The sequence below is a fragment of the Nocardia salmonicida genome, from assembly GCF_036142455.1.
GTDB lineage: Bacteria > Actinomycetota > Actinomycetes > Mycobacteriales > Mycobacteriaceae > Nocardia > Nocardia salmonicida.
The window spans coordinates 5,138,302-5,157,889 of sequence record NZ_CP108014.1 but is presented as its reverse complement, the minus strand read 5'-3'; the positions used below and the strand labels follow the sequence as shown (position 1 = coordinate 5,157,889).

The 19,588-nt window shown below is 67.6% G+C and carries 15 protein-coding genes and 1 pseudogene; 11 read left to right on the top strand and 5 right to left on the bottom strand.

Going from position 1 to position 19,588, the window contains the following annotated elements; translation table 11 throughout:
* Nucleotides 1–160: 160 nt before the first annotated feature.
* On the bottom strand, nt 161–2,458 hold the full coding sequence (locus OHS03_RS24280; RefSeq protein ID WP_328657282.1) for a glycosyltransferase family protein: 2,298 nt from the start codon (nt 2,456–2,458) through the stop codon (nt 161–163).
* Nucleotides 2,459–2,648: 190 nt separating this feature from the next.
* On the opposite strand from OHS03_RS24280, the gene OHS03_RS24275 reads away from it, so the two are divergent.
* The 6 genes and pseudogenes from OHS03_RS24275 (at nt 2,649) to OHS03_RS24250 (ending at nt 9,932) form a co-directional block, all read left to right on the top strand.
* Nucleotides 2,649–3,092 (top strand): GyrI-like domain-containing protein, encoded by a 444-nt coding sequence (locus tag OHS03_RS24275; protein ID WP_056813911.1) that lies wholly within the window; start codon nt 2,649–2,651, stop codon nt 3,090–3,092.
* The gene (locus OHS03_RS24270) at nt 3,089–3,529 is read left to right on the top strand and encodes a hypothetical protein (protein WP_056813908.1); all 441 of its coding nucleotides are present in this window, start codon (nt 3,089–3,091) and stop codon (nt 3,527–3,529) included. Before OHS03_RS24275 ends, OHS03_RS24270 begins: the two co-directional genes overlap by 4 nt.
* 299 nt (nt 3,530–3,828) lie before the next feature.
* A complete protein-coding gene (locus OHS03_RS24265; RefSeq protein WP_328657280.1) occupies nt 3,829–5,997 on the top strand; it encodes an Rv1355c family protein in 2,169 nt (722 codons plus the stop codon).
* Between the two features lie 68 nt (nt 5,998–6,065).
* Nucleotides 6,066–7,883: a putative bifunctional diguanylate cyclase/phosphodiesterase gene (locus OHS03_RS24260; RefSeq protein WP_328664384.1), complete on the top strand. Its 1,818-nt coding sequence runs from the start codon at nt 6,066–6,068 to the stop codon at nt 7,881–7,883.
* Nucleotides 7,884–7,913: 30 nt separating this feature from the next.
* Nucleotides 7,914–8,627: pseudogene (locus OHS03_RS24255) on the top strand (GAF domain-containing protein); the annotation flags it as partial.
* Between the two features lie 177 nt (nt 8,628–8,804).
* Nucleotides 8,805–9,932: a glycosyltransferase gene (locus OHS03_RS24250; protein ID WP_328657278.1), complete on the top strand. Its 1,128-nt coding sequence runs from the start codon at nt 8,805–8,807 to the stop codon at nt 9,930–9,932.
* A 16-nt stretch (nt 9,933–9,948) separates the two neighbouring features.
* Here the strand turns inward: OHS03_RS24250 and rsmI are convergent, their stop codons facing one another.
* The gene (gene rsmI, locus OHS03_RS24245) at nt 9,949–10,779 is read right to left on the bottom strand and encodes a 16S rRNA (cytidine(1402)-2'-O)-methyltransferase (protein ID WP_328657276.1); all 831 of its coding nucleotides are present in this window, start codon (nt 10,777–10,779) and stop codon (nt 9,949–9,951) included.
* Between the two features lie 191 nt (nt 10,780–10,970).
* Here rsmI and OHS03_RS24240 point away from each other — a divergent pair, with 191 nt between their 5' ends.
* Nucleotides 10,971–12,575, top strand: a complete 1,605-nt coding sequence (locus OHS03_RS24240; RefSeq protein WP_328657274.1) for a dolichyl-phosphate-mannose--protein mannosyltransferase — start codon at nt 10,971–10,973, stop codon at nt 12,573–12,575.
* A gap of 10 nt (nt 12,576–12,585) precedes the next feature.
* On the opposite strand, the gene OHS03_RS24235 is transcribed toward OHS03_RS24240, so the two are convergent.
* Both OHS03_RS24235 and arcA read right to left on the bottom strand, forming a co-directional pair.
* On the bottom strand, nt 12,586–12,951 hold the full coding sequence (locus OHS03_RS24235) for a GntR family transcriptional regulator (protein ID WP_405148463.1): 366 nt from the start codon (nt 12,949–12,951) through the stop codon (nt 12,586–12,588).
* A complete protein-coding gene (gene arcA / locus OHS03_RS24230; protein ID WP_328657273.1) occupies nt 12,948–14,189 on the bottom strand; it encodes an arginine deiminase in 1,242 nt (413 codons plus the stop codon). The genes OHS03_RS24235 and arcA overlap by 4 nt, the downstream gene beginning before the upstream one ends.
* Before the next feature lie 153 nt (nt 14,190–14,342).
* Here arcA and soxR point away from each other — a divergent pair, with 153 nt between their 5' ends.
* Together soxR and OHS03_RS24220 are read left to right on the top strand one after the other, a co-directional pair.
* Nucleotides 14,343–14,828 carry a redox-sensitive transcriptional activator SoxR gene (gene soxR, locus OHS03_RS24225; RefSeq protein ID WP_056813892.1) on the top strand — a complete coding sequence of 162 codons (486 nt, stop codon included), beginning with the start codon at nt 14,343–14,345 and terminating at the stop codon, nt 14,826–14,828.
* 33 nt (nt 14,829–14,861) lie between these two features.
* On the top strand, nt 14,862–15,614 hold the full coding sequence (locus OHS03_RS24220; RefSeq protein ID WP_328657271.1) for an isocitrate lyase/PEP mutase family protein: 753 nt from the start codon (nt 14,862–14,864) through the stop codon (nt 15,612–15,614).
* Nucleotides 15,615–15,667: 53 nt separating this feature from the next.
* On the opposite strand, the gene metG is transcribed toward OHS03_RS24220, so the two are convergent.
* Nucleotides 15,668–17,236 carry a methionine--tRNA ligase gene (metG, locus tag OHS03_RS24215; protein WP_328657269.1) on the bottom strand — a complete coding sequence of 523 codons (1,569 nt, stop codon included), beginning with the start codon at nt 17,234–17,236 and terminating at the stop codon, nt 15,668–15,670.
* A gap of 1 nt (nt 17,237) precedes the next feature.
* Here metG and OHS03_RS24210 point away from each other — a divergent pair, with 1 nt between their 5' ends.
* Together OHS03_RS24210 and OHS03_RS24205 are read left to right on the top strand one after the other, a co-directional pair.
* Nucleotides 17,238–18,092, top strand: a complete 855-nt coding sequence (locus tag OHS03_RS24210; protein ID WP_357364994.1) for a TatD family hydrolase — start codon at nt 17,238–17,240, stop codon at nt 18,090–18,092.
* Nucleotides 18,093–18,264: 172 nt separating this feature from the next.
* Nucleotides 18,265–19,392 (top strand): resuscitation-promoting factor, encoded by a 1,128-nt coding sequence (locus OHS03_RS24205; RefSeq protein WP_328657265.1) that lies wholly within the window; start codon nt 18,265–18,267, stop codon nt 19,390–19,392.
* Nucleotides 19,393–19,588 lie beyond the last annotated feature (196 nt).

The window sequence follows — 19,588 nt, the reverse complement described above, 5'->3', positions numbered from 1 at the left end:
CCGGACGGTTTGACGCTGTGTTTTTGGCGCGCTGGCGCGCGCGTGTCCGCGGCCCTGAGGGGCCGCCGGTCAGGCACCGGTGCTTGCTCCTTCGTCGCCTACGCACCGGCGCCTGACCGGCGACCCGGCCGCGGACCGGCCACTTCGTGGCCGTCCCTCCCTAGGGGTCGGGAGTGCGGTGGGTGGGTTGTTGGAGGCAGGGCTCGGCTGGGGTTCGCGGTGGGGGCGGGTGTGCGGGGGATGGGGTTGACGGGGTGGGTATCACGGTGACCAGTTGGGGGGTCGGGGGATTGCTCGAGGGGTGGGGTTCGAGGGTTTCGGGTGGGTTGTGCCGACGGGTGCGGCGGAACAACCACTGCAGGGTCGTGATGCCGATCAGGGCCAGCAGGGCGGTGGTGAGGCTGATGGACAGGCCGGGTGGGCGCCAGGTGACGGTGAGGGTCGCGTTGCGGGTACCGGGGGGAATGTCCACCGCGACGAAGGTTCCCGCGACGGCTCGGACGGGGATTTCGCTGTTGCCGAGGGTGGCTGTGTAGCCGGGCCAGGCCAGGCGGGACAACACGATTCGGCCGCCGGTCCCGGACGAGACGGTAGCGCGGTTGGTGAGGCCGGCTTCGGGCATGACGCTGGCGTGGACGCCGGATTCGTGGGCGATCAGGTCGCCGGGGGAGGGTAGTGGGTTCAGTCGTTCCAGTACCCAGATCTGGTGTTCGTGACCGGGGTAGTGGACGAACTTCCAGCCCGCGGGGGCCGGGTCGTTTCCCGCGTTCGGATACTGACTGCGCTGCAGGACGATGCGATCCAGCCGCATCAAATCGACGATCGGTGTGTCGGTCGACGGTTCGACAGCGAAGACCCTCTTGTACGCGTCGGGGCAGGTGCCGCCGTCCCATGCCATGCACAGCAAGCCGGCGAAGGCCGCGTGCCCCACGGGGGTGTACCCGTTCACGTATTGCAGCCCCAGGTTCTTGGCGTAGCTGCCCAGTGCGATGGAGCCGTAAGTGCCTGCGAGCGTTCGCTCTTCGTCGCGCACCATGATCCGGTCCGCCAATTGCAGTGTGCGCCCGCCGAAGTCGGGGAACGCGGCGGTCATGTCCGAGCGCTGCTCGGCGAATCCGTACGACATCGGGGTCCGTGGCGCCGACGCCACCTGGACGAAGGCGATCGGGAACGTCGCGACAATCGTCAACGCCGCCGCGGCGGCGATCCCGCGCGTGCGGGCCGACCACACCACTGCGGCCCCGAGACCGAGCACCACGAACACCGCGAGGGCATGCCGTTCGACGAGTTTCGGTGCGGCGGAGAACGATCGGAGGAACAGCAACGCGATCAGCGCGCCCGCCGCCGCGTAACGCCGCCTCGACGACGAGAAATCCCCGTAGCGACTGATCAGCACACACACCAGCACCAGCAACGCGATCGCGAGCATCGGCAACACCCGCGCCGGCCACCGCAGTGGACCGATCGCGCCCGGCCCGGCCGTCCACATCAGGGTCGCCACCGCGAACAGCGCGATCCCGCTCCAGGACGCGGCGGCGCGCGCGGCGGCCTTCCAGTCGATGAACGCGAGCGCGGGAATCACGAACCACGCGATGTAGACCATCGGTAGCGGCTGCACATGCCCCCACCACGCGGTGAACGCGGGCACGGTGCTCGGCAGGCTGGCATTGAGCGATTCCGACCACGGCACGGTCAGGAACGGGTCGTTGTGGATGGTGGAGACGTCACCGCGCCAGGTGGCCTGCGAGGACAGCAGGATCGGCAGATTCGCGATCATCGACGCGAGCACCGCGAGGCCGGACGCGGTGAGCAGGCGCAATACCGGCGCCCACCGCCGCTGGTGCAGGTACTCGCCCGCGGCGACCGTCGCGATCATCAGACCGGATTCGACTGCGGGAAAGGCGTATTGGATGGTCAGCGCGAGGTACAGGAACACGAACAGCGGAATCGGTCCGGTCCGCCCTCGGGCGTAGAGCACCGCGGAGGCCCACGCGTGCACCAGCCAGGCGGTGCCGGTCTGCGAGGTGAACCAGCTGGCCTCGTCGAAGAACAGGAACCAGCCGCTGAACGGAAACGCCACTCCGGCGACCGCGGCCCATGGCGCGCGGGCGCCGTAGGCCAGGCAGATGCGAAAGACGCCGAGCGCGGCGATCGCCGAGAACACGAATTTCACGGTGGTCGCGTACAGCGCGAGATTGTCGAACGAGGGCGCCAGCACGTACACCAGCAACTGCGCGGGGTTGTAGAGTCCGGCCTCTTCGAGGCTGTAATTGCCCGCCATCCATTCCCACGGCACCATCGCCGGGAATCTGCCCGCCCGCAATTCGGTACCGAGCAACTGCCACATCGGCACGTATTGCGCCTCGGTGTCGTCGGTGTAGAAGTGCCGCGAATCCCCCAGCAGCACAGCGAGATATCCGACCAGCACGGCCGCGATGACGACACCGGCCCAACCCACGACTTGTTTCCGCGGTTCCAGCACCGCGCGTACCCACACGAGCGCGGGAGCTTAGAGCATGGAGATGAATCGAACAATAGCGCCAGGCGTCCATTCGGCGGTGGTGGACATTTGTCCAGCTCAGATATGGTTAGGGTGGGGTTTGATAGCATTGCGCAACCCGAGCAGGACCCTTCGAGAGAGTCATCAATTGCAGTTCGAAATCGTCGAGCGGGACGAGACCTGGGTGGCCGGTCTTCCGGTTCGCAGTCCCAAACGCGCACTCGGTGAGCTGCGCGACCGTGACCTCGAAGCGGCATGGTCGGCGGTCTTGCATCAGGATCTCGGCGGGCCACTGGCCAGCGCCTACACCGACTACACCGGCGAGTTGAGCACGTACAACACCCAGATCGTGGGTTATCAGTGTGAATCGCTCGACCAGGTGACTCGTGGACATCTGGCGGCTCGGCTGCCGCGCGGCGCGTACGCGCGCTTCTCCTCGGTCGGCAATTTCCCGCAGGTGATGACGGATCTGTGGACCCAGATCGCCTACGCCGAGGAGCACAACCAGATCAAGCGCACCTTCACCGGCGATTTCGAGTGCTACCCGCACGCCTACAAGATCGACCTGTACCTGGCGGTCGACCCGCGATGACCTATTCGATCGTGGTCCGTGGCGCGGCGCTGTACGGCGGCCTGGCCGTACCCCGGGTGCATCCGAGCTTCAAAGTGAGCAACAGCGATCTGATCGAGTTCCTCAAGGACCGACTGCGCGACCGGCCCGGCGCCGGTGAACCGCTGCACACGGTCTACGTCCCCGATCCGGCGGGAAATTGGAACGCGCTGGTCGCGCGCGAATACGCGACCCCGGCCGACGTGCCGGTGGGCGATCTCATGCTGCGCGTTCCCAAGGGCATCTACGCCCGTTTCGCGCCCAACGGTGACTATCACGACCCGGTGGAAGACGTGTGGGCCCAGGTCGACGACGCGACGGCGTCGGCCGAGATCTCCCGCGCCTACCGCGAGGAGATCGAAGTGTGGCACGGCCCCGACACGGTGGAACTGTTCGTGTCGATCACTGTCGATAGCTGAAAGTTAGCCGAATTCGAACCGATCGGTCTTGACTCGTTCACCTTTCGCGCATTCGCCCGTTCTGACCTGGGATTATTTCAACTGGCTCAGAAGGTTACCGGAAAATTAGCCACTCGTATGGTGGATTCCTTCGGAATGACGGATACTGCACGAGTTGGCATCGGAAGGACGCCGACCGCGCGCAGGCGTTGAGCACGGAGTAGGAACACGATGGCTGACGAAGCTATGCGGGCTGGAGTGAGGTTGCGGAGCATTCACCGTCGCGTCGGGGTGCTCCGGGTGCGGGGTCGGCTCGCTCCATGACCGACCCTGAATATCCGGCGATGGATCATCGCCCCCTCGTCCTCGATCCGACCGACCCCACCGACGCGGCAACCCTGCGGCAGCTGGCAGGCCGACCTGGGATGCGCACCGATGACCTGCGCGCGGGGCTGCGTGCCGAACTGGATCGGCTGACCGGGTTGCCGCCCGGGATCGACCCCGCCGAGGAACGCTGGATCTACTACCCGTGGCGGCGCGCGCTGGTCGCGATCCTCGGGCCTGCCGCGTTCCGGGCGATCCGCTCGGACCGTAACCGCAACAAACTCACCAGCGGCGAACAACAGCGCCTCGCCCAGTTGGTCGTCGGCGTCGTCGGGCAGAGTGTCGGCCACTCGATCGCCTACACCCTCGCGCTCGAGGGTGGCTGCGGGCTGCTTCGCCTCGCCGACTTCGACACGATCGAATTGTCGAATCTGAATCGGGTGCCGGGCGGACTGTTCGATGTCGGCGTGAACAAGTCCGTCGTCACCGCGCGCCGGATCGCCGAACTCGACCCCTTCCTGCCGGTCGAGATCTGGCCCGCTGGCGTGCTGGCCGACACGGTCGACGAGTTCCTCGACGGGCTCTCGGTGGTCGTGGAGGAATGCGATTCCCTCGACATCAAATTCGCGGTCCGCGAGGCCGCGCGCAGGCACCGGATCCCGCTGCTGATGGAGACCAGTGACCGTGGGCTGTTCGACGTCGAGCGATACGACCTCGAACCCGATCGCGAACCCTTTCACGGACTGCTCGGCGCGACCACCGGCGAGCAGCTGGCCGGCCTCGACACCAAGGCCAAGGCGCCGCACGTGCTGCGGATTCTCGACCCGGGACAACTGTCGTCGCGAATGGCGGCCAGTCTCGCCGAGATCGGTGAAACGATCACCACCTGGCCACAACTCGGCAGTGATGTGCAGCTGGGCGCCGCGATCGTGACCGCGGCCGTCCGCCGGATCGGGCTCGGCGCCAAGTTGTCCTCCGGCCGGACCCGCGTCGATCTCGAGGCGGCCCTGGACTCCCTCGCTGAGCCCGGCTATCTCGACGACGGCATCGACGCCGTCGTCGATGAGCCCGTCGAACCGCCGCCTGCCGACCCGGTCGAGGCGATTCTCGCCTGCGCCCAGCGCGCGCCGTCGGGGGGCAACATCCAGCCGTGGCGGTTGCGCGGCGACACCTCCACGATCGAGCTCGCCCTCGACCCCGCTACGACCACCGCCATGGACGTGCACCTGCGTGGCAGTGCCGTCGCGGTGGGCGCCGCACTGCACAACGCCCGCGCGGCCGCCGCCGCGCACGGCTTGCTCGCCGACCAGGAACTGATCGTCGACGACCCGGCGGCTCCCTTGATCGCCCGATTGCGGCTGCGCGCGGGCACCGACCCCGACCTCGCCGCCGACTATCCGCTCGCGCTCGCCAGACACACCAACCGCCGCCTCGGCGTCACGACGCCGCTGCCGAAATCAGTCCTGCCCGCGCTGGCCGACGCCGCGGCGGCCGAGCGGGCGAGCGTGCGCGCGATCACCCACGCCGACGCGCTGGCCGAGGCGGCATTGCTGCTCGGCGCCAGCGATCGTGTCCGCTACCTCACCCCCCAGCTCCACGAAGAGCTCTACGCCGAATTGCGGTGGCCGGGCGAGGACTCGACCACCGGGATCGACGTGCGCACGCTCGACCCGGCCCCGGACGAACTGGCGAAGATGCAGGTCGGCCGCCGTACCGATGTCATGGACCGGTTACGCGAGTGGTCGGCGGGTTCGGCACTGGGTGAGTTCACCGTCGATCGAGTGCGGGCCAGCTCCGCGTTGGTGGCGATCACCTTCGCCGGCCGCGACGGCGGACCGGATCTGGCCGACTACGCACGAGCCGGCGCGGCGGTGGAAAGGGTGTGGCTACGTGCGCACCTGCTGGGTCTGGCGGTGCAGCCGGTGTCGCCGGTGTTCCTCTATGCCGACCGGCGGGATGATTTGCACAGCGTTTCTCCCGAGTTCACAGATACACTTGCCAGCATTCAGAGACGTTTCCTGGACCTGCTGGGAATCCCTGAGGATGAGAACGTGGCATTGGTTCTTCGTCTGAGCTACGCCGCGGCTGCGAGCGTTCGCAGTCGACGGTTGCCGGTGCCCGGCAGTAGGACTGTGCCGGTGCCCGGCAGTAGCAACGACGGATAGCGCGGATCGGAGACAATGTGCCTCGGCAAACGCTCGACTCACTGGTGACACAGGTCGCCTCCGAGTTGATGGGTGTCGACGCCACGACCATGGTGGCGGTGAGCGAGCGTGTGCTCGCCGCCCTGGTCGAGCACTTCGATGTCGATGTGAGCTATTTACGCCACACCGACCGTGCGCGGCGTGCGACCGTCCTTATCGCGGAATGGCCACCTCGCGCTGATATCCCAGATCCCGATCCGCTGCGCGTCGTCGAATTCGAACACGCCGACTCGGTCTTCCGGGTGCTCGAATACGCCGTCGAACCGCTGGTCGTGCGGCCCGGCACCGATAGCGCCGACTATCAGGAGACGATCCGCAAGTCCTCGGGCATCCCGGAGGTGGCCATGGCCTGCGTGCCGCTGGTCTCGCGCGGCGAGTCCACCGGCGTGCTCGGCTTCGTGAAGATGGGTGACCGCGCTTGGAGCAACCGGGAGCTCAACGTCCTCAAGGCGATCGCCGCCTTGTTCGCGCAGTTACAGGCGCGCGTGGTGGCGGAGGAACAGCTGCGCTACATCGCCCTGCACGATGACCTGACCGGGCTGGCCAATCGCCGCGCCCTGCTCGAATACATGGAGCAGCGGCTGCAGGCGGGCAACCAGGGCCCGATCGCTACCTTCTTCCTCGACCTGGACCGGCTCAAAGCGCTCAACGATTTCCTCGGCCACAGCGCGGGCGACAACTTCATCCGCACCCTGGCGCACAGACTGCGCCAGAATTTGGAACCCACCGACATGATCGCCCGGCTCGGGGGTGACGAGTTCGTGATCGTGCCCGCGAAGCCGATGGACGCCGTAGCTGCCGAACTGGAGGCGACCCGCATCCAGGAGCTCATCGGCCGCCGCGTCTCGGTGGGGCAGGAATCGGTGAGCCGGGGTGTGAGTGTCGGTGTAGCACTCGGCATTCCCGGGGAGACCTCGGTGTCGGATGTGCTGCGCCGCGCCGATCACGCGCTGTTGTCGGCGAAGTCCGGCGGCGGCAACGGGGTAGCGGTGTTCACCGATGCCATGCGCGCGCAGTTCGAACTGCAGGACGACGTGGAGCTCAACCTGCGCACCGCGGTGTCGGACGGGTCGCTGGTGCTGCACTACCAACCCGAGGTCGACTTACGGACCGGCCGGATCGTGGCGCTGGAGGCGCTGGTGCGCTGGCAGCATCCCACCCGCGGGCTGCTGCCGCCCGGTGCGTTCGTCTCGGTCGCCGAGGCCACCAACCTGGCCGGCGAACTCGGCCGGTGGGTGATCCGCTCCGCCTGTGCGCAGTTCGCTGATTGGCGCAGGCGCGGCCTGGCCTCGAATGTCGTTATCCGGATCAATGTCTCTCCGGTGCAGCTGGTTTCGGCGGACTTCGTCGAACGAATCGAGGATGTCCTGCACATGTTCGGCATCGACGGCAGTTCGGTCTGCCTCGAGATCACCGAACACGTTGTGGTGCAAGACCTGGTCCGCACCCGGCTCACATTGCGCGGACTCAAGCGAATGGGCGTGCAGATCGCCATCGATGATTTCGGCACCGGCTACAGCTCACTGTCGCATCTCAAGGCGCTGCCGGTGGACGCGGTGAAGATCGACCGCGGGTTCGTCCAGCGACTCGGTGACAGTAACGACGACCTGGCGATCGTGAAATCGATTATCGGACTCGCCGGTTCGTTCGGCCTCGGCGTGGTCGGCGAGGGCGTCGAGACGGCGATGGCGGCCCGCACGCTCGTCGGCCTCGGCTGCTATCGCGCGCAGGGCTTCCTGATCGCACGACCCATGCCCGCCGAAGAAGTTGAGGCACAGCTACGGGAGGGCCGCATCCCGCTCGATCTCGATCTGCCACGCGCCGGCCGCGGCGTGGCACCGAGCTGATCGCGGACGTTCGCCGGAGATCTCGAACCCACTCTCGTCGCTGAAGACGCCCAGGCCAAACCGTGGACCGTGGCTGCACGCCTGCACCGTAGCGTAGGCCCGGCGCGTGCCCGTCTCGTTGTCGACGCTGGTCGGCGAAGTGCGGCTTCGGGGGACCCGGAACGCACGGTCGTGGGTGACAACGTGGTACTGGCCGAGCCGGTCCGGTGCGCATTCGGCGGGGTACATGGCGTCCAGATCTGGATCGGTCCGGTGGATACGCCGGTGCGGCCGAAACGACGGGTCGCTGCCTGGGATTGGGACGCGGTCACCGAACTCGCCCACCACGGGCCCGGTTTGGAAGAGCTCGCGTTCGCCAGGGAATCGGAGCAGGTGCAGGTGGTGCGCACGCCGCCCGACGCGTTCGGGCGGATGGTTCGCTTCGACGGCAGGGTCGACTATTTCGACATGGTCACCAAGCTGGAACCGGGCGGGCACTGGCAGGGCGAGGTCGACATGCTCGGTGACGACGACGCCGTTCGCCGATTCCAGATGGTGGCAAGTGCACGACCGACCATCGACCCCACTGATTTCGCCGCGCTGCGTGCGGCCTGCGCCGACGCTGCCCGGCAGCCGGGCACTGCACGGCGACTCCCGGTGCGGGTGCGTTTCGTGGAGGGGTTGGATCCAGGCGGACGCCGAGCTGGTGACGATCACCACCGCCGCCACCGGTCATGGATTGCTGCGGGTCTGGCCGGCCGGTAGCGATCGACCGAGTGACGCCTGATCGCCGCCGTATGGTCCGGAGCTCGGGGTCTCGACGGGTGCCAGATCCTGCTGGCAAGGGTGTCAGAGCATGGGTTGTCGCATCTTTCGACGCTGTTCACCTCCCGTTCCTCGGGCGGGAGCCGTAGGTAACCCGCGCGGCGCGACGATCGGCGGGTGCGCATCGTGCAGCTAGCCAATTTCTACGGCCCGCGATCGGGTGGGTTGCGCACTGCCCTGCACCACCTGGGTGAGGGATATGTGGCAGCGGGGCACGAGGTGGTGCTGATCGTGCCGGGGTCGCGTCGTTCGGAAGAGGTGCTGCCCACGGGCGCGCTGCGAATTACTCTGCCCGCATTGGGAATTCCGTGGACCGGTGGTTATCGGGCGGCTGACCCGCGGCGGGTGGCCGATGTGCTGTCCGGGTTGTCGCCGGATGTGCTCGAGGTGTCGGACCGGCTCACGCTGCGTGGATTCGGTCGGTGGGCGGGGCGTCGTGGGGTGGCGAGCGTGATGATCTCGCACGAGCGCCTCGACCGGCTGCTCGGCCAGTTCCTGCCAGGGCCCGCCGCGCGCCGCTGCGCCGATGTGGCCAATCGGCGCACGGCCGCCGAATACGACATGGTCGTGTGCACCACCGATTTCGCGCGCGAGGAGTTCCTGCGGATCGGGGCGCCGAACGTGGAACTGGTGCCGCTCGGCGTCGACCTCGACCTGTTCAGTCCACGCCGCCGTGACCTCGGCCTGCGCGCCGATCTCGGGGTCGACGGACATCCGATGCTGGTGCACTGCGGACGACTGTCGGTGGAGAAGCGCGTGGACCGCAGCATCGAAGCGGTCGGCGCCCTGCACCGGGCCGGGGTACCCGCCCGACTGGTCGTCGCGGGTGACGGCCCTCGCCGCGAATCACTCGAACGCCGTGCCCGCACCCTGCCCGCCCTCCCCGGTGGTGAACCGGCGGTCCACTTTACCGGCTTCATCAACGAGCGCGCGATGGTGGCGAAACTCCTTGCCACCGCGGATGTTTCCTTGGCGCCCGGCCCGCACGAAACCTTCGGCCTCGCGGCTCTGGAAGCCTTGGCCGCGGGCACCCCGGTAGTGGCCAGTCGTTCCTCCGCGCTCGCCGACATCGTCACCGCCGAATGCGGAGCCATCGCCGCCGACCGACCCCGAGCCTTCGCCCGAGCCGTCACCGACGTCCTTGCCATGCCGACCTCGGGCCGCCGCCTCGCCGCCCGCTCCCGTGCCGAACAGTTCGGCTGGCCGCGCGCGGTCGCGGGGATGCTCGCGGTGCTGGGGCGCTGAGGCCCCGGCGGCGTGGTCAGGCTTCGGCGGACCGGGCGGCCAGGACGGCGTCGTAGAGCTCGCGACGGGAGGCGCCTCGGCCCGCCGAGACTTCGGCGCAGGCGTCCTTGAGCCGCATTCCACCGGCCACCAATGTCTCGACCTCGTCGACCAATTCGGCGGGCTCGGCCGAAACCGGTTGGGAGCCTTCGAGAACCACGGTGATCTCGCCGCGGGCCCCGTCGGCGGCCCAGGCCGCCAGTTCACCGAGGGTGCCGCGCACGACTTCCTCATAGGTCTTGGTGAGTTCGCGGCAGATGGCGGCACGGCGGTCGGGGCCGAGGACGGTGACCGCGTCGGTCATGCACTCGGCGAGGCGGTGCGGGGCTTCGAAGAAGACGATGGCCCGTTGTTCGGAGGTCAAGGTGCGCAGCCACTCTCGGCGCTGACCGCCCTTACGCGGGGCGAACCCGTCGAAACAGAAGCGTTCCACCGGCAGACCGGACAGGGCCAACGCGGTGGTGACCGCGGAGGGGCCGGGTAGGCAGGTGACCGGCAGACCGCGTTCGACAGCGGCGGCGACCAGGCGGTAGCCGGGGTCGCTCACCGACGGCATGCCCGCGTCGGTCACCAGCAGGACTGTCAGGCCGCTCGCGATATCGTCGAGCAGGGCGGGGATGCGGGCGGTTTCCACATGGTCGTAGAAGCTCACGACGCGGCCGGTGATCTCGACGCCGAGCGACTTCGCGAGTGATTTCGTGCGGCGGGTGTCCTCGGCGGCGACCACGTCGGCCGAACCGAGCGCGTCGCGCAGTCGCTGCGACGCGTCGCCGATATCGCCCATGGGGGTTGCCGCTAAGACCAACACAGTGTTGTCCCGCCTCTCCGGTATTTTGGGGCCGCAGGCGATCAGTACGGCGAGCGGTGCGTGCGATGAGCAGATGGCGCCCGATCCATTCTGTCAGGCGAGCGCGCGGGCCCTGTGCGCGCGTAGGTGGGGAAACGAGGGGGCGCAGTGTCGGGTCGGACTTCGGTGGGCGTACCGCCTACGATCGGGGCGTGATCCCGGTGACCGATGAGCGCGCGATGCCCCCGTCGCGTCCGGTGTCGGCGTTGGTGAGTCCCGCGCCGCGGCGCCCGGCCGCCGATTTCGGCCCGCTCGACACCGCGCGTGGCTGGCTGGTCACCGCGGTGCTCACCGTCATCGCCGCGCTGACCAGGTTCGTCAACCTGAACTATCCGACCGATGCGCGCACCCCCGTCTTCGACGAGAAGCACTACGCCCCACAGGCCTGGCAGATGGTCACCGGCGGCGGTGTGGAGGACAACCCCGCCTACGGCCTGGTGGTACACCCACCGGTCGGCAAACAGTTCATCGCCATCAGCGAGGCGATCTTCGGCTACAACGCCTGGGGCTGGCGCGGCACCGCGGCGCTGGCGGGCACGATCCTGGTGCTGCTCGTGGTGCGGATCGTGCGCCGGATGGCACGGTCGACGCTGATCGGCGCGTTCGCGGGAGTGCTGCTCATCGCCGAAGGGCTGACCTTCGTCTCCTCTCGTATCGGGATGCTCGACATCTTCATGTCGCTGCTGGTCACCGCCGCTTTCGGTTGTCTGATAGTCGACCGCGACGAAGTCCGCGAGCGCATGGCTCGCGCGGATCTGGCAGGCCGGGTCGGCGTCTCGGATTGGGGCCCGCGACTCGGCGTGCGCTGGTGGCGGTTCGGCGCGGGAGTGCTGCTCGGGCTGGCGTGCGGCACCAAATGGTCGGGCATCTACTACATCATGTTCTTCGGCCTGCTGAGCGTGGCCTTCGACGTGAGCGCGCGACGCGCGTACGGGGTGCGCAGGCCGTGGCGCGGCACGATGATCCGCGATGTGGGGCCCGCGCTGTACGTGCTGGTGGTGATTCCGCTGGTGGTGTATCTGTCCTCGTACTGGGCGTGGTTCGCCAGCGAGAACGGGGTGTTCCGGTACGCGGTGGGCAATCAGGTCGGCAGCGGCGGCACGTTCGCGTTCCTGCCCGACGCGCTGCGCTCGCTCTGGTATTACCAGGGCGAGACCCTCGACTTCCATTCCAGCCTCACCAATTCGGCGGGCAACCACCATCCGTGGGAATCCAAGCCGTGGACCTGGCCCATGGGCCTGCGCCCGATGCTCTACTACTACGCCGACGGCACGGTCACCGGTTGCGGCGAAGCGCAGTGTGTGAAGGCCGTGATGGCCGTCGGCACGCCCGCGCTGTGGTGGCTGGCGCTGCCCCTGATCGGCTGGATGGCGTGGCGTTCGATCGTGCGCCGCGACTGGCGCTACGCGGCGGTGCTGGTGGGCTACGGCGCCGGGCTGCTGCCGTGGTTCCTGACGCTGGACCGGCAGATGTACTTCTTCTACGCGGTGGTGCTCGCACCGTTCCTGGTGATGGGGATGGCCCTGGCGCTCGGTGACATCCTCGGATCGGCGCGACCCGCGGGGCTACCGCGCAGTCCCACGGGCACCTATCTGCCCGCCCCCGTGAACGAGCGCTACGCCCTCGGCTTGCTGATCGTGAGCATCTATCTGGGCTTGGTGATCGCCAACTTCGTCTGGCTGTGGCCGATCCTCACGGGTCAAGCGATCACGCCGCAGAACTGGCAGGACCACCTCTGGCTGCCGAGTTGGCGGTAGGGGCGGGCAGTCAGTCCATGGCGCGGTGGACGAATTCGATCGCGTCGGCGTCGTCGAGGCCGAGTCGTCGGATCGTGGTCACGTAGTCGACGGCGGCGCGGCTGGCTATGTCGCGGGTCGGGTCGCCGGAGGAGGCGATGAAAGAGCCCTGGCGGCCACGGGTTTCGAGGACGCCGTCGGCTTCCAGCTCACGGTAGGCGCGGGCGACGGTGTTGGGGGCGATGCCGAGGTCGGCGGCCAGCGCTCGGACCGTGGGAATCTTGGTGCCCGCGGTGAGCGTGCCCGCGCGGACCTGGTCGATCACAGCCGTGCGCAACTGCTCGTAGGGCGGCTGGGTGGAATCAGTGGACAGCTCGACGTGGAACACGGTGCTCACACCTCGTCTCGGGACAGCGGGCAGGACATGCAGCGGGGGCCGCCGCGGCCGGAGCCCAGCTCCGAGCCGCTGATGGTGACGACCTCGATACCCGCCTCGGTCAGGCGCGAGTTGGTCATCTCGTTGCGTTCGTAGGCCACGACCACCCCTGGCTCGAGGGCGAGGGTGTTGTTGCCGTCGTCCCACTGTTCGCGTTCGGCGTCGGGTCCGTCGCGGCCGGTGTCGATCACGCGCAGCTTCGGGATGCCCATCGCCTTGGCGGCGGCGGGCAGGAAGGGCTCGGGTCCGCTGATGCTGATGCGTTCGAGGTCACCGCGTCCGGAGAAGCCGTCCTCGCGGCGGATCGTGAACGCCTCCAATGATTTCCGCACGCCCGGGTACATCACCACCGCGTCGGTGTCGACCATGGTGCAGACGGTGTCCAGATGCATGGTCGCCCGATTCTGCGCGATCGGCACCACCAGGACGGTGTGCGCGAGATCGTCGTCGAACAGGCTGCGCGCCAACGCTTCCGCGCCCGCGGGCGTGGTCCGCTCGCCGACGCCCACGGCGACAACGCCTTTGGCGAGCAGCAGCACATCGCCGCCCTCGATCGGCGCGGTATGCGATTCGTAGGCCCGTCGCACGCCGAGGAAGCGCGGATGGAACGCGTAGACGAGATCGGTGATGGAGGTCTCGCGGCTGCGGGCGGGCAGCGCCAGCGAGGTGATCGCGACCTTCGGGCCGACCCAGAACGAGGAGTCGCGGGTGAACAGCAGATTCGGCAGCGGATCGATGACGAAGTCGCTGCCGTGGTGCATGCGCCGCACCAGTGAGGCGGCGTCGGGGCCGAACGGCAGTTCGTCGAAGGTCATCCCGGCCATCAGGATGTCGGCGAGCGCGGGGGCGTCGAATTTGCGCAGTTCGGCGGCGAGCTGGTCGGCCAGGCCGTGGCCGAGCCTGCGGGCGTGGACCGCCGCCGAGATGCCCTGGATTCTGGCTGCTCCACTGGCGCTGAGGGTTTCGGTCAGCAGATCTGCCAGCAACAGCACTTCTACGCCGCGGTCGCGCAGTACGGTGGCGAAGGCGTCGTGTTCGGCTTGTGCGCGTTCGACCCAGGGGATTCCGTCGAAAAGCAGCTGGTCGTTGTTGCTCGGGGTGAGGCGGCGTAGTTCTGCGCCGGGGCGGTGCAGCAGCACCGTCCGTAGCTGGCCGACCTCGGAGGTGACGGTCAGGCGCGAGTCGGGGGCGGTTCCCATTGGCAAACCGTAATGCGAGGACGGTGTGTCTGCGAGCCGCAACGCGCTGGGTTCGGCCACAGTGTGCTCGCCTCTGACACGTGTTCCGCCCATTTTTCGTACACGACACGAATACCTGAAGTATTGTTTAGGTGGTAGTGGGAGGAGCTATAGATGACGATGGCCGATTGGCAAACGAAGGAGCTGACCCCCGGGCAGCTTTCCGATCGTAGTGGAGTTGCAGTGTCCGCGTTGCACTTCTACGAACGCGAAGGTCTCATATCGAGCCGTCGAACCAGTGGCAATCAACGTCGATATTCTCGCGAGACATTGCGTCGGGTCGCCTTCATTCGCATCTCGCAGCGGGTGGGGATCCCGCTCAGCGAGATCCGTTCGGCGCTGGATCGTCTCCCCGAGGGGCGCACGCCCACCCGCCGCGACTGGGAGACCCTGTCGACCACGTGGCGCGAAGATCTCGACGATCGCATCACGCAGTTGGTGCGCCTGCGCGACAACCTGACCGGCTGCATCGGCTGTGGCTGTCTCTCGCTCGGCTCGTGCAAGCTCGTCAACGAGCACGACCGACTCGGCGCGGAGGGCCCCGGTGCGCGCGTGCTCGATGTTCAGCTGAACTGCCCGCCCAAATCCGGCTGCGTCTAGCTCTTGTCGGGTGCCTGGGGCATCATCGCGGGTATGACTTCTCTGGATGCCAAGGCGAAGACTCTGCTCGAACTGCACCGTCCGGGAAATCCGGTGGTGCTGCCGACGGTGTGGGACGCGTGGTCGGCGAATGTCGCTGTAGCCGCTGGTTTTTCGGGATTGACCATGGGCAGCCATCCGGTCGCCGACTCGATCGGTCGCGCCGACGGCGAGGGCATGAGCTTCGATGAGCTCCTCGCCCGCGTCACCCAGGTCACCGGATCCGTCGAACTCCCGGTCTCGGTCGACATCGAATCCGGCTACGGCCTCGAACCGCTGCAGCTCATCGACGGGCTGCTCGCCGCGGGCGCCGTCGGCCTCAATATCGAGGACACGGTCCACAGCGAAGGCAAGCGCCTGCGATCGCCCGCCGAACACGCCGATCTGGTCCGCGGTCTGCGCGAAGCCGCCGACGCGGCGGGCGTGCATGTCGTGGTCAACGCCCGCACCGACCTGTTCGTGCGTCAAGACGGCGACGAGGCCGACCGCCTCGACCGCGCCATCGCCCGCCTCACCCTGGCCGCCGAAGCGGGCGCCGACGTTCTCTACCCCGTGGGCAAGCACGCCGACGCCGACCTGCGTCGGCTCACCACCGAGCTGCCGTTGCCGGTCAACGCGATCGGGCAGCCGGGCGCCCCGGCCAAGGACTACTTCGCCGAACTCGGCGTAGCGCGCATCAGCTTCGGCCCGTTCCTGCAGGCCGCGCTGGGCGCCGAAGCGACCAACCTGCTGGCCGCCTGGAAATAAAGCCGGGCTCTGGGTGGCGCACGACGAAAGGCCGTGCGCCACAGCTCGTTCGACTATTCCTTGGGCTCGATGTAGCGCGGGAAGATCGGTTCCGGCGCGGGCAGGTCGAGGCCGGGGGCCAGGGGCGTGGCGATATCGGTGAAGGTGCGGCCTTCCTGGGCGAGCAGGTCCAGGATCTTGGCCGCGGAGCCGGGCATCACCGGCTGGACCAGGATGGCGACGATGCGGACCACCTCGAGGGTGACGTAGAGGACCGTCGCCATGCGGGCCAGGTCTTCTTCGGTGCCCGACTTGCGCAGTGCCCAGGGGGCATTGGCGGAGAAGTAGCGGTTGGTTTCGCCGAGGGTGAGCCAGATGGCTTCCAGGGCGAGATGCATCTGCTGGACGTCGAACTCGGCGCGGCACTTGGCGAGCAGCCCGTTCGCGCGGTCGAGCAGCGCACGGTCTTCGTCGGTGAACTCGCCGGGCGTGGGGGACTTGGCGTCGCAGTTCTTGTTGACCATCGTCAGGCTGCGCTGGACCAGGTTGCCGAACTCGTTGGCCAGGTCGCTGTTGATCCGGCCCGCGATGGCGTCGTTGCTGTAGCTGCCGTCCTGGCCGTAGGAGATCTCGCGCAGCAGGAAGAAACGCACCTGGTCGAGGCCGTAGGTGGACACCAGCGAGAGCGGGTCGACGACATTGCCCGTCGACTTCGACATCTTCTCGCCCTTGTTGTACAGGAACCCGTGCACGAACACCCGGTCCGGCAGCGCGATCCCGGCCGACATCAGGAACGCGGGCCAGTACACCGTGTGGAAGCGGGTGATGTCCTTGCCGATGATGTGCAGGTTCGCCGGCCAGAACTTCTCGAACGCGGCGGAGTCGGTGTTCGGAAAGCCGACGCCCGTCAGGTAATTGGTGAGCGCGTCGACCCACACGTACATCACGTGGTCGGGCTCGCCGGGGACCGGAACGCCCCAGTCGAAGGTGGTGCGCGAGATCGACAGATCCTTCAGACCGGCCTTGACGTAGCTGACGATCTCGTTGCGCCGGGTCGAGGGCGCGATGAACTCGGGGCGCTCCTCGTAGAGGGCGAGCAGCTTGTCCTGGTACTCCGAGAGCTTGAAGAAGTAGTTCGACTCCTCGGTCCAGGTGACCGGGGTCTTGGTCTCGGTGGACTCGCGGGTGCCGTCGGCGAGGAGGGTGGTCTCGTCCTCGTTGTAGAAGGCCTCGTCGCGCACCGAGTACCAGCCGGAGTAGTTGCCGAGGTAGATGTCGCCGTTGGCGAGCATCCTCTCCCAGATAGCCACACATGCGGCCTGGTGGTCCTCGTCGGTCGTGCGGATGAAGCGGTCGAACGAGATGTCGAGGGCTTTGTCCATCGCCTCGAAGACATCGGAGTTGCGGGCCGCGAGTTCCTGTACCGGGATGCCTTCGGTGGCAGCGGTCTGCTGCATCTTCTGACCGTGCTCGTCGGTGCCGGTCATGAAGAACACGTCATAACCGTCGAGTCGCTTGAACCGGGCGATCGCGTCGGTGGAGATGTACTCGTACGCGTGGCCGATATGCGGCGCACCGTTGGGGTACGCGATGGCCGTCGTGACGTAGAAGGCGGGCGCCTCGGCGCCTTCGGCTGCACTCATGATGCCCATTACTGTAATCCGGGTGGCAAATACGAATCGTCCGGCTCCGCCAGTTCCGACGCCGCTCGCGCCCCTGATCGATGCCCACACCCACCTCGATGCCTGTGGCGCAACCGATGCCGCGTCGACCACGGCCATCGTGGATCGCGCCGCCTCGGCCGGTGTGGGGCACGTGGTGACCGTGGCCGACGATCTCGCGGCCGCGCAGTGGGCCGTGCGGGCGGCGCAGTGGGATCCGCGGGTGTACGCCGCTGTCGCGTTGCATCCCACCCGGGCCAACGCCCTCGACGACAAGGCGAAGGCCGAGCTCGAGCACCTCGCCGCCGACCCGCGCGTGGTCGCGGTCGGTGAGACCGGCCTCGACTACTACTGGCCGGGCAAGCTCGACGGCTGCGCCGACGTCGAAACCCAGATCGAGGGTTTCCGCTGGCACATCGACCTGGCCAAACGCGTGCGCAAACCGCTGATGATCCACAACCGCGACGCCGACCACGACCTGCTCACGGTGCTGCTCGACGAGGGCGCGCCGGACACGGTGATCTTCCACTGCTTCTCCTCCGACGCCACGATGGCCGAAGCCTGTGTGGCGGAGGGGTACGTGCTGAGCTTCTCCGGCACCGTGAGTTTCAAGAACGCGCACGAACTTCGAGAGGCCGCCAAGCTGGTGCCCGACGACCAGATCCTGGTGGAGACCGACGCGCCGTATCTGACGCCGCACCCGTATCGCGGTGCGCCGAACGAGTCGTACTGCTTGCCGTACACCGTCCGCGCGCTGGCCGAAGTGCGCGAACAGGACCCGCAGGCGCTGGCCGAGATCACCACCGCCAACGCGCGCAGGCTGTATCGGATTCGGTAGTCCGTTTCGTCTGTTCGGCAGGGGGCTGGACATTAAACGTGAGTCGGCTCACATTCGTGCGCTCACGTTGTTATCTACCAGCGCTGTCTATATCGAATTGTGATCTACGATCCCGCTGTTCGGGCGGCCTGGTGTTGTCTACCGCGCACCTCGTCGTTATCGTCCTGTAATCATGTCAGCTTTTGCGCGGATCAACTCGTCACGTTCACCGCTGCTGTTCGCAGCGGTGGCGGCCATGCTGCTGATTCTTCTCGTCGGCGCCTCGCTGGCGATCGTGAACCACAAGACGGTGGCGCTGGTCATCGACGGCGAACGGACCGAGCTCTCGACGATGTCGCGCGATGTGCGCGCCATTCTGGCCGACGCGGGCTACGAGATCGGCGAACACGACGAGGTGATTCCCGCGGCGGGCGCCAAGGTCGGCGACGGCGCCACGATCACTTTCAATCGTGGCCGCGAGATCACGGTCACCGTCGACGGTGTCGAGCGCATGGTGTGGACGACCGGCACCACCGCGGGCGACGCGCTCGCGTCGATGCAGATCCCGTCCGACACCCAGGTGTTGCCGTCCCGCGCCGAGAAGCTGCCCCTCGCCGGTGCGGCGCTGAGCGTGTACACCCCGCGCAATATCTCGCTGGTCGACGGTGGCGCCGCCCCGACCGATGTGCGCCTCGCCGCCGCGACCATCGGTGAATTCCTCGCTGCCGCAGGCGTTCCGCTGAAGGACGAGGACTTCACCGAGCCCGCCGCGACGACGCCGCTCGCCGAGGGCATGCGGGTCGTCGTCACGCGCCAGCACACCGAACAGCGCACCGAAACCCTTCCCCTCGATCCCGTCGAAACGGTGATCGAGGACGTGACCATGAACATGAGCCGCACCGTGGTCGAGAACCCGGGCATGCCCGGGCTGCACGAGGCGACGTTCGCGGTGCGGATGGTCAACGGTGCCGAAGCCTCACGCGTGCAGGTGAATTCGAATGTGATCACGCCCGCGCAGCCCAAGACGATTCGTAAGGGCGCCAAGCCGGGCACCGAGGTGCCGCCGGTGCGAGACGGCGCTGTGTGGGACGCGCTGGCCAAGTGTGAGTCGACGGGGAACTGGGCGATCAACACCGGCAACGGTTACTACGGCGGCATTCAGTTCGATCAGAGCACGTGGGAACGACAGGGCGGGTTGAAGTACGCGCCGCGCGCCGATCTGGCGAGTCGGGAAGAGCAGATCGCGATCGCCGAGGTGACTCGGGCGCGACAGGGCTGGGGCGCGTGGCCTGCTTGCACCGGACGGTTGGGCATCAGCTGATTTCGCAAGAACATGGGTAACTCCCCAGCCACCTCCCATCCGGTGCGCACCTGACGCAAGGCCGAGAACTAGCAATCGAGCTCCCGGACGGCACGCTGAATACCCCCGGAGAGGCGGAACTGCCGGTACAGTGCTCTCGTTTCGCCGAGTCTGCTGTGCTCGTGCGGCGGAGTCGGGTCGTTGAACGAGTCGACGG